This is a genomic window from Treponema porcinum (genome assembly GCF_900167145.1).
Taxonomy (GTDB): Bacteria; Spirochaetota; Spirochaetia; order Treponematales; family Treponemataceae; genus Treponema_D; species Treponema_D porcinum.
The window spans coordinates 116779-127932 of sequence record NZ_FUWG01000009.1 but is presented as its reverse complement, the minus strand read 5'-3'; the positions used below and the strand labels follow the sequence as shown (position 1 = coordinate 127932).

The 11154-nt window shown below is 42.5% G+C and carries 6 protein-coding genes and 2 pseudogenes; 5 read left to right on the top strand and 3 right to left on the bottom strand.

All coding sequences use genetic code 11. From position 1 onward, the window contains the following. The 3 genes from B5D55_RS07145 to B5D55_RS07135 all read right to left on the bottom strand — a co-directional run. Positions 1-564 (bottom strand): phosphotransferase (locus B5D55_RS07145; protein WP_078933321.1); only part of this gene is annotated, 564 nt, incomplete at its 3' end. Between the two features lie 179 nt (positions 565-743). Beyond that, entirely contained in the window at positions 744-3269 is a 2526-nt protein-coding gene (locus tag B5D55_RS07140; protein WP_078933320.1) for a heavy metal translocating P-type ATPase, read from the bottom strand. 55 nt (positions 3270-3324) lie between these two features. After that, the gene (locus tag B5D55_RS07135; RefSeq protein WP_078933319.1) at positions 3325-3645 is read right to left on the bottom strand and encodes a metal-sensing transcriptional repressor; all 321 of its coding nucleotides are present in this window, start codon (positions 3643-3645) and stop codon (positions 3325-3327) included. Between the two features lie 538 nt (positions 3646-4183). Between B5D55_RS07135 and B5D55_RS07130 the strand changes: the two genes are divergently transcribed. The 5 genes and pseudogenes from B5D55_RS07130 to B5D55_RS07115 all read left to right on the top strand — a co-directional run bounded on the left by B5D55_RS07130 (position 4184) and on the right by B5D55_RS07115 (position 11036). After that, a complete protein-coding gene (locus tag B5D55_RS07130; protein WP_078933318.1) occupies positions 4184-4813 on the top strand; it encodes an HAD family hydrolase in 630 nt (209 codons plus the stop codon). A 71-nt stretch (positions 4814-4884) separates the two neighbouring features. After that, positions 4885-6669, top strand: a complete 1785-nt coding sequence (gene lepB, locus B5D55_RS07125; RefSeq protein WP_078933317.1) for a signal peptidase I — start codon at positions 4885-4887, stop codon at positions 6667-6669. Between the two features lie 309 nt (positions 6670-6978). Continuing rightward, a pseudogene (gene secA, locus B5D55_RS07120) lies at positions 6979-9463 on the top strand (preprotein translocase subunit SecA); the annotation flags it as partial. Positions 9464-9699: 236 nt separating this feature from the next. Continuing rightward, a pseudogene (locus B5D55_RS12110) lies at positions 9700-9792 on the top strand (SEC-C metal-binding domain-containing protein); the annotation flags it as partial. Positions 9793-9800: 8 nt separating this feature from the next. Beyond that, a complete protein-coding gene (locus B5D55_RS07115) occupies positions 9801-11036 on the top strand; it encodes an LIC_12708 family protein (RefSeq protein WP_078933315.1) in 1236 nt (411 codons plus the stop codon). The last annotated feature ends 118 nt before the right edge of the window (positions 11037-11154 follow it).

The window sequence follows — 11154 nt, the reverse complement described above, 5'->3', positions numbered from 1 at the left end:
GTCTCCTTTAAGCAGATAAAAAGTTCTTGCAATATCATACAATTTTGGACCGCGGCAGACATTCATAAAATCAATCACTTTTGCTTTTCCGCTATCATCAATAAGAATATTCCAAAGATGAAAATCTCCATGGCAGATATTTTCTCCGTCAGGAAGTTTATCAAGTTTTTTGATTGTTTCAGGTGATTTGTCGCCGATTATCATCTTTATAAAATCTTTATAGGACATCAATTCATTGCATTTGCAATTTAAAATCTGATTCTGCAGATTATAAAAAATCTCAATTCCTTTTTTTCCGGCGTTGTTCTTAATCATGTATTCATACAAATCACAGCCGGAAACTTTTTCATAAACTATCCCATATCGATTGTCCACTTCCGTCATTTCAAAACAGGCTGGAACAGGAAGATTAAAACTTTGCATTATCCTGGCATTTTTATATTCATGTTCAACAGTAAATTTCGGATAGCTTACTACAAACAGCTTTAATATTTTTCCTTCGCCGGCATCATAAACTTCAGCGGTATTCCCTTTTCCGATTAGTTTCATATTCTTCTTGTTCATTCAAATATTAATATAGTACTGTTTTTCTGTGTCAGGGTTCTTTCATTGGTCAGCCGCTTATAGGAAAAATGTTGAACTTTGATGATGTTTTAAATCTGACTTTGCAATCAATTTATAATTTTTAATTCCGTATTGCATCTGAGTAATCGGCTGCTCTTTCGTTCCATTTGAATAAGACATTAGCATTGAATGTCGGTTACTTTGTATCCCTGGTCCGCCACGGCCTGTTTTAGAATATCGTCAGAAACATCCTTCTCAAGTGTCACAACAGCAGTTCCAGTTTTGTGGCTGACCTCGGCTTTTGTTACGCCATCAAGTGCTTCGAGAGCTTTTTTTGTGTGCATTTCGCAATGTTCGCACATCATACCTTCGATTTTGAGTGTCTTTGTCATAGATTTTGTCTCCATTTCAGTGTTAATTTTATTTTTGATTTTATGATTCCGTTTGGAATCATGCATCCTGAAGAAATTCAAACGCAGTGCGTTGGTCACTACGCTAAAACTTGATAAACTCATGGCAAGAGAAGCAAACATCGGGTTAAGCTGCCATCCCAGTAGATTTATAAACAAGCCTGCCGCAAGCGGAATGCCGATAATGTTGTAGATGAATGCCCAAAACAGATTCTCGTGAATGTTTTTCAGTGTTGCACGGCTCAAACGAATTGCCGCAGGAACATCAGACAGACAGCTTTTCATCAGTACCACATCCGCCGCATCAATAGCAACATCTGCACCTGCCCCAATGGCAATGCCGATATCAGCGCTTGTCAGTGCAGGAGCGTCATTTATTCCGTCACCAACCATCATAACTTTTCCTTTTTGCTGCCGTTTACGGATTACGCTTTCCTTACCGTCGGGAAGCACTCCGGCGATTACTTCGTTCACACCTGCCTTTGCCCCGATTGCCTTTGCAGTGCGTTCATTATCACCAGTCAGCATTACAACATGAAGCCCCATATTCTGCATTTCTTTAATTGCACAAGGACTGTCCTCTTTGATAGTATCTGCTACAGCAATAATTCCTGCAAGTTCATCGTTTAAGGCAAAAAACAACGGAGTTTTTCCTTCTTCCGAAAGCTGTTCGTATTTTAGTTTTATTTCATCAGATGTCTGGATTTTTCCGCTTATAAATTGATAACTTCCTCCGCACAAAATAGAACCGTTAAGCACAGCCGTAAGTCCATTTCCCGGCAATGCCTGAAAATCTTCGACCTCATCTGCCGCAAGTCCTTCCTGTTCAGCTTTCTGATTGATTGCTTTTGCCAGCGGATGTTCGCTTTTTTTCTCCAGCGCATAAGCAATTGACAAAAGTTCCGATTCACTTCTGCCGTTTATCGCAATCATATCTGTAACCGTTGGCTCACCCTTAGTAATCGTTCCAGTTTTATCAAGTGCCACAATCTGTGTCCTTCCAGTTTTTTCAAGCGACACAGCCGTTTTAAAAAGAATTCCGTTTTTGGCTCCCATTCCGTTTCCGACCATGATGGCAACAGGTGTGGCAAGTCCGAGCGCACAAGGACAGCTAATCACCAATACAGAAATTCCTCTTGCCAAGGCAAAACCCATTGTCTTTCCGGCAATAAGCCATGAGATAACTGTTATTACCGCAATTATAATAACAGCAGGAACAAACACACCAGAAACTTTATCTGCAACTTTTGCAATCGGTGCTTTTGTTGCGGCCGCATCGCTTACCATTTGAATAATCTGAGAAAGAGTTGTGTTTTCACCAACTCTTGTCGCTTCACAACGCAAAAATCCTGATTGATTCAGCGTTCCGGCGGAAACTGTACTTCCTGCTGCTTTGTCAACTGGAATACTTTCTCCTGTCAGGGTAGATTCATCTACTGCAGAATTTCCGTCTAGAACAGTTCCATCTACAGGAATATTTTCACCAGGACGAACTACAAAAATGTCACCTTTTGCCACTTGTTCAACAGGCACAGTAATTTCTTCACCATCGCGTAAGACTGTTGCAGTTTTTGGAGATAGTTTCATCAGTCCTTTCAGCGCATCGGTGGTTTTTCCTTTTGAACGCGCTTCAAGCATTTTTCCCAGCGTTATCAGCGTCAAAATTGTGGCAGCAGATTCAAAGTAAAATTCGTGCATATATGAAATTACTTCATCTGAATTGCCTTTGATTTGTGCATCTGTCATAGCAAACAGGGCAATCGTACTGTAAACGAAAGCCGCCGTAGAACCTAATGCAACCAAAGCATCCATGTTTGGAGAACGATGATACAAGCTCTTAAATCCGCTGATAAAAAACTTCTGATTAATCACCATAACAATAACAGTTAACAATAGCTGCATAAGTCCCATTGCTACATGATTGTCATTAAAAAACGGCGGAAGCGGCCAGCCCCACATCATATGTCCCATGGAAACATACATAAGTACAATCCAAAAGCATAGAGAAGCAAGTAACCTTTTTTTTAGCAAAGGCGTTTCCCTGTCCTTTAGCGTATCTTCTTCAGAGGATAAATGCGAAGTTTGATTTTTACTTGCTGTTTTCACAGAAGCGTCATATCCTGCATCACGAACTGCCGCAATTATTTCCTCAGCGGATGCTGTTCCTTCCACGCCCATAGAATTTGTCAAAAGACTCACGGAACAGGAAGTAACTCCTTTCACACCTGATACCGCTTTTTCAACACGGGCTGAGCAGGCGGCGCAACTCATACCAGTTACTGTATATTGTTCCATAAAAGAATGCCTCCCATAAAAAGTCAAGAAGATTGTTTCAACAATCGATTGACTTTTATTTCATGAGTTTTTGCAGCGTTGCAACTAACTCGTCGATTACTTCGTCTTTACCCTCACGGATATCTCTGGCAACGCAACCTTTGATGTGATGTGCCAGTAGTTCCTTGTTAAAAGCATTGACCGCAGCGTTCACAGCAGCAGATTGTACCAAAATATCCGCACAATAAGCATCTTTTTCCACCATTCCCCGAATTCCGCGAATCTGCCCTTCAATCCGGTTCAAGCGGTGGATTAGTTTTTTTCGTTCTTCCTCTGTACGAACTGTTGTTTTTTGACAGCATCCGCATATTTTTTTTTCAGGCACTTTATGAGTCATTCTTCTCTTTCCTTTTTGCTTATACCCCTGCTGGGTATTTGTATCATATACCCTGTAAGGGTATATGTCAATAAATATTCAGAAATTGGAAACCTGAATTTTCCCCGAGGATTTTTCCGTTGAAGTTTTTTTATTAGTCTAAATTTTGAGTTTTAAATGAATTTAGAAAAAAGGCGTAATTCTTCTTTTTTTTGTTGTGGTGACAAAATTTTAAGGATTTACGCCTTTTTTGTAAATTTGTTCAAAACTCGAAATTCAGGCTAAATAATGTTTTCCAGAAAGAAAGTGTCCTCGTAGTTTAAAATGAGTGCTTTTTCTGAACCACAAAACCACGATGCAAAACCACAAAAGTCTTTTGCAATGCCCTTAAGTATGATAAAATGCCTGTATAAAAGCTCAGGACTTTTTTCAAATTCCTTGTTGAAAAAAAGCCGGGTAAAACCGAATTTTCAAAGACACTCAGCGAAAAAGTCCTCAAAGCCAAAATCCCTGAAGACTCACGGGGAGGGGTAAAAACTTTACAAAAGGAAGGATTTTTATGCTTTATATTTTTGATATGGGCGGAGTTGTTACGACTACAGCTGCGGTTGAGCGCAGAATCTGTGGTATTCTTGGGATTTCTGAGGACGATTTTATGCGCATTTGTGGCTGTACAAAGGGCAGTGCCAGCTATGGTCGTCCTGCAGAAAAAGCTGAATATAATCCGGACTGCTACGACCTTCTTACGATGTGCAGCGACGGAATCATTACGTCAAAGGAATTCTGGCACATTTTCTCCGAACGTTCTGGTGTCGCCGTAAAAACTGACTGGTGGCACTGGCTTTTTCACCCTGTGCGTAACGAGGAAACTGTGCGCCTTATTAAGGAACTTAAGGACGGCGGAAACCGCGTTGTCTGCGGAACAAATACAATGGACAGCCATTATATGAATCACATTGAGCGCGGCGACTACGCTTTTTTTGACCAAACGTATGCGTCCTGCCTTATGGGCGTTTCAAAACCAAATCCAGAATTCTGGCGTCTTATTTTGACTGCAGAAAACGTTCCGCCGGAACAGGCTGTTTTTATAGACGACAAGCAGTCTAACTGCGACGCAGCTTCTGCCCTTGGAATTACTTCATTCCGCTTTGAGTCTGCGCAGAAATTACGGGAACAGCTGGAACTGTAGCTTTTTCCTGTGATTTTTTACGTTTTTTCTTCCTGCTTGCGGCAGGGCAGGTGATTTGCTATAGTATCTTTATGAATAAAATAAAAATTCCGTTGTATATTACTCTGGGCGCGTCGGTTCTGTTTTCGCTTTTCAGCATTCACTTTGCTTTTGATGTTTCAGTCCTTTCGTTTTTTGTAAGTGCTGCAGTTACAGCTTTGTGCGTCTGGTCTTTGTATTTCAGGACTTTCAGGAAACAGCAGTACGAGTCGTATATGATTTCCCTCAAATTGCTGCAATATCTTCCATATATATTGCTTATTTCATTCATTCTGCGCAGGGCAGGGAAAAACGGAACTTACTACTGGTATGACGTTCTTACAGTCCTTTTGTGGTGTGCCGTTATGATAGGCCGGTGGATTGTGCTGTATTTTCTTAACGAAAAACGCATTTTTATCCTTATGCCGGAATGGAAAAAAGAAAACAAGAAATCCGGTTCTTCGCTGATTGTAAAGCTTTTTGGTGCAAAGCGTATTGTTTTTGAAGTTCTTGACTGGGTGGACGCACTTGTTCAGGCAGTTTTTATGGTTCTTCTGATTCAGATTTTTATTTTCCAGCTGTATGTCATTCCGTCAGAATCTATGGTTCCTTCTTTTCTTGTAAAAGACAGGGTTGTCGTGTCAAAAATTACAAGCGGACCGAAATTTCCTTTGAGTGACGTTGGCATTCCGTGCCTTAAAAAATATAAACGCGGGGATGTAATTGTTTTCCGTAATCCGCATTATATTCTTGACAGAAAATCTGAGGTTCGCTCGGTCGTATCACAGATTGTGTATATGCTTACGTTTACCGGCGTAAACCTTAATGTTGACGAACACGGCGAAGTAAAGGCAGATCCGCTTGTAAAGAGAATTTGCGGCGTTCCGGGCGAACAGCTTGTTATGCAGGACGGAGTGCTTTATTCCCGTACAAAAGAAAGCGATACTTTCAAGCCTGTTGAGTTTGATTCAAAATATGCGTCCTGGAATTTGAATGAAGTTTCTAATTCTGTAAAGCGCGGTATTCAGTACATTCCGCTTACGCAAAATCAGTATGACGTTATGCTTGAGGTAGAGCAGATGCGCCGGGATTTCAGCCTTTATGATGCGGCATTTGAAACGATTTCAATTGCACAGTCTTTCCGTTCTGTGGCTGCAGCAGCCGGCGCAAAGGAAAAAGAGCCGGTTGAAATTCCGCTTGATGAATACAGCCTGTTTGCCGGGTATATTTCAAATACAAGGAATCTGGTTTCTTCTCAGGACGGTGCTGACTGGTTCAGTCATTTTATGACGGACTGGAGGGCAGTCGGTCAGATTGGGCGGGCGTTTGTTTCTTCTGGAAAAGACACTTCTGCGCTTGAAGTGTTCGGCGGTGATTATTATGCAGAGGCGAACTATAAGCTTAATATTATGATAAAGCTGACTGCCGGGCGGCTTTTTCTTAGGACGGCAGAACTTCTTGCCGCCGGAAAATCAGATGTGGAAATTATGAACGATTCTAAAATCGCAGGATTTATTCAGACGGCGGAAAAACTGCATTTTTACGTATTGATTCTTGACCAGCGCAATATGCCTGCGTTTCCGGCGAATGAAGCAGGCGGAAAACCATCTTACATTCCGGAAGACTGTTATTTTATGATGGGGGACAACCGCTTTAATTCCCTTGATATGCGTCATTCCTATACGCAGAAACTGACAGCGCTTACTCCGGACGATCCATATTCTGTAACGTATTACTCGAATATGAAACCGCAGTATGTTCATAAGAAATATATTCTTGGAAGCGCACTCTATCGTTTCTGGCCGCTTGCGCGGCGTGGAACTGTACAGACTCAGTAAAATTTAAATTTTCGGCGGATTTTAGAATTTAAAGGAAACGCCTGCTTTAAGGAATGCAGGAAATCCTGTTTCCAGGTTTGCGCCGATCATATCAGTAAAATAATAGGAAGCACCAAGCGTATAGACGCAGTAGAAAAATCCGTCTGTGTCTGAGCCGTCTTGTTTTTCTACGGATGTGTCCCAATTGTAAATTTTGCATCATTGTATGTTCTTTTTATGAATTATAATAGTAGGACTATGAGTTAAAATCTTACAAAAACAGGTACTTCACTTTACTATGCGCAAAAAAATCTTTATATTTAATTTATTATGGTAATAGATAAGATTTTGACGGCTATATTCGGTTCTCAGAATGACCGTGATGTAAAAAAACTTCGTCCGCTGCTTGCGGCAGTAAATGAAAAAGAATCCTGGGCAAAAAGTCTTGCCGCAGAGGAATTTCCTAAGCAGACTGCTGTTTTTAAGGAACGGCTTGCAAAGGGAGAAACTCTTGATGACATTCTTCCAGAAGCGTTTGCGCTTGCCAGAGAGGCTGCGTTCCGCGTGCTTGGAGAACGTGCGTATGACGTTCAGATAATGGGTTCTCTTGTCCTTCATTCAGGACGCATTACGGAAATGAAAACTGGTGAAGGTAAGACGCTTATGTGCGTTCCTGCCGTCTATCTTAACAGTCTTAGCGGAAAAGGCGTTCACGTTGTTACTGTCAATGATTATCTTGCCGAACGCGATGCTGACTGGATGCGCCCTGTCTATGCGTATTTAGGGCAGACGGTCGGTTCCATCCTTTCTAATATGGATAACGAGGCGCGGAAGGCTGCGTACAACTGCGACATTACTTACGGAACGAACAACGAACTTGGTTTTGACTATCTGCGTGACAATATGCAGATTGATTTGGCGCGTAAAGTTCAGCGCGGATTTAACTTCTGTGTTGTTGACGAAATCGACTCGATTTTAATTGATGAAGCGCGAACTCCTCTTATTATCAGCGGACAGGGAGAGGACGATACTTACAAATATCACGAAGTTGACAAGTATGTTGACCAGCTTACGGAAGTAGAAAAAGATCCGAAAACAGGAGATTATCCTGATGAAGTTGATATGGATCCTGAAGCGCGCAAGAACATTAAGGGCGATTACAAAATCGACGAGAAATCAAAGCGCGTTTCCTTTACGGATGCCGGTATCAATAAGATTGACGAAATTCTCCACAAACACAACCTTATTCCTGCTGGAACGGCTGTCGTTGACGAAGAAAATTTTGAGTTCGTGCATTACTTTACGCAGGCAGTGCGCGCCCACAAACTTTATAAAGCAGACGTAGATTATCTTGTCCGTGACGGACAGGTTCAGATTGTAGATGAATTTACCGGACGCGTGCTTGAAGGACGCCGTTACGGTGACGGACTTCATCAGGCAATTGAAGCAAAGGAACATCTTAGGATTGCACAGCGCAACAGAACCCTTGCTACGATTACGTTCCAGAATTTCTTCCGTATGTACAACAAGCTTTCCGGTATGACCGGTACTGCCGCTACGGAAGCAGTTGAGTTCAACAAGATTTATAATCTTGACGTTGTTGCCATTCCTACAAACCGTCCGGTTGCCCGTATTGATGAAAATGACGAGGTTTACCTTAATGAGGAAGACAAGTGGGAGGCAATCTGCAAGGAGATAAAGGAAGCTCATGCAAAAGGTCAGCCGGTGCTTGTAGGTACTGTTTCTGTTGAAAAATCGGAGCATCTTTCTGCGCTTCTTACAAAAAAAGGTATTCGCCACGAAGTCCTTAATGCAAAAAATCACGCGCGCGAGGCTATGATTATTGCAGAAGCCGGTGCAAAAGGCGCGGTTACTATTGCAACGAATATGGCAGGACGTGGTACTGACATTAAGCTTGGCGGAAATCCTGAATTCCGTGCACGAAAGCGCGCCGGAACTAACGCCACGGAAGAGCAGTACGAGGCAGCATATAAAATTGAAAAAGAACAGTGGCTTAAAGATAACGAAGAAGTAAAGGCGTGCGGCGGTTTGTATGTCATCGGTTCAGAACGTCACGAATCACGCCGCATTGACAATCAGCTTCGCGGTCGTTCCGGAAGACAGGGAGATCCTGGACGCAGTAAATTCTTTATTTCAATGGACGACGATCTTATGCGTCTGTTCGGCGGCGAACGTATGAAAGTCATGATGAGCCGTATCGGCATGCAGCCGGGAGAACCGATTGACCATCCTTGGCTTAACAAAGGCATTGCAAAGGCTCAGGCAAAAGTTGAGGACAGGAACTTTGAAATCCGTAAGCACCTTCTTGATTACGATGATGTTCTGAACGAACAGCGTACTGTAATTTATAACCAGCGTGACCAGCTTCTTGCAGATGATAATCTTGCTGATCGCGTACTTAATAATGCAAAAGATGCTGTTGAACAAATGTTCTATTCATATACACATTCCGGCAGAAAAAATCAGGAAGCGGCTGCTGCGGCTTTGAACGAGGAAATCCGCAATACGTTCGGCATTCAGCTTCCGCCGGAGCGTCTTACGGAAGATGCGCTTCTTGCCGCCCTCCAGAATGATATTACCGAAAAGGAAACTCTTGCCGGTAAGGAAAACCTTAATATGTTCATACGCTATCAGTATGTGCAGATAATTGACAAAAAATGGCTTGACCAGCTTGAAGCGCTTGAAAGCCTGCGCGAAGCCGTCAGTCTGCGTTCCTACGGTTCAAAAAATCCTCTTACGGAATATAAAATTGACGGATTTAATATGTTCGACGAAATGATGGACACAATCCGTTCTACAGTAATGTCGCGCGTATTTAAAGTTCGAATTCAGCTTTCTCCGCAGGCGGCAGAACAGCGCCGTCAGGCAGCAATGCGTTCACATTCGTCAATGAATGCGCAGCACTCCGAAGCGGCAAGCGTTTCTCAGTCAGTAAGCCGTTCCGCAGGTGCTCAGCTTAGCGGTGATGCGGCACGTCGTCAGGCAGCTGGCGGAGTAATGCAGCGTCATACAACAGGACAGTCCGTAACGGTTCGCCGCACTTCTCCAAAAATCGGACGTAATGATCCGTGTCCGTGCGGAAGCGGAAAGAAATATAAAATGTGCTGCGGAAGAAACGCATAGACAGAGCGATGAAGAAAAATTTATTTGCTTTTACAGTATGTTTCGCAATGCTCGTTTGTCTTGTTTCGTGCAGCAGAACTGAAAAAATACGTGCAATTGCGGAAGATAAGCTTTTTTCCATTGAGTACGGCAATTTTGAAGAACAGCTTAATCTGTTTGAAATGAAAGACGTCGGGAATATCCGTACATCCATTACAATGCGTGACGGTTTCTTCTATGTTGTAAACGGCGAAGCGCAGAAAATCCTTTCGCTTAATTCCTACGGCGATTTGCTTGCGCTTTATTACAACACCGACGAATACAGTTCGAAAAATCCGGGACTTCCTGAAAAATCAAGTGCCGGAATCTGGCATCCTGTTGAATATCCGTTCAGCTATACAGGAAAAATTGCCGTTGACTCACGGAAATATATGTATGTTGTCGGCACTGTTCCTAAAGAACGCAACGAACAGGCGGAAAACGAAAATCTTTTGTACAGTCAGGTTGTACTCTGCTTTTCAAGTGACGGCACTGTCGTAGATTATATCGGGCAGCAGGGACCTGGAGGAACGCCTTTTCCGTTTATCAAGGGCATTTACACAACGGAAAATGACGAACTTGTAGTTGTATGCGTTACGACAGAAGGACTGCATACTTACTGGTTTTCAAAGGACGGATTCTTGCGCTATCAGGTGCCTGTCCTTACAAAGACAGTTCCGCGCATTTCTCCGGAATCTGTAAATTCATCTGCTTCCATAAATGATTTTTTTGTTACGGTAGAAAACGTAATTCCAGACTGTTATTCCGAACGTCTTTATATAAAAATCGACTATTATCTTCCTCATATCGACGAAGAGTCAAAAGTCCAGTCAGGAATCGACTTTGTTGAATCTCTTGTGTATCCTCTGAACATTGAAAAAGGCGTTTACGGCGAACCGGTGAATATTCCGCCGTACGAAGAATCTGTCACTGAAGATTTCAGCAAGCTCACTTACAAGCTTCCGTATGATTTTATGGGCGTAACTAAAAACGGCTGGTTCTTTTTTATCATTACGACTCCGTCCGGGTTCAGCATAGAAATGATACAGCCGGGAACGCAGAACGTGCTGAAACGCAATTTTGCCGTTAAGCACAAGGACGTCCTGTTTTATTCGCTTTCTCTTTCGCACGAAGGGATTATTTCCGCACTTCTTGCAAACAAAGAGACTGCTGATGTTGTGTGGTGGCGTACTGATTCGCTGATTGATTCTATTTTGAAATCATAGTCTGTTTTTTGCAGACTGTTTTGCCGGGTGAATTAGGGAAGTGCTGATTAACTCTTGAAGCAATTACTCAGCACTTCCCGTCAAATTGCCGTAAGTCATTGACTTACGGACAATTAGC

Coding starts and splice junctions, on each gene's coding strand:
- B5D55_RS07135 (WP_078933319.1), bottom strand. CDS start 3,645: ATGACTCATAAAGTGCCTGAAAAAAAAATATGCGGATGCTGTCAAAAA.
- lepB (WP_078933317.1), top strand. CDS start 4,885: ATGAATAAAATAAAAATTCCGTTGTATATTACTCTGGGCGCGTCGGTT.
- B5D55_RS07140 (WP_078933320.1), bottom strand. CDS start 3,269: ATGGAACAATATACAGTAACTGGTATGAGTTGCGCCGCCTGCTCAGCC.
- B5D55_RS07130 (WP_078933318.1), top strand. CDS start 4,184: ATGCTTTATATTTTTGATATGGGCGGAGTTGTTACGACTACAGCTGCG.
- B5D55_RS07115 (WP_078933315.1), top strand. CDS start 9,801: ATGAAGAAAAATTTATTTGCTTTTACAGTATGTTTCGCAATGCTCGTT.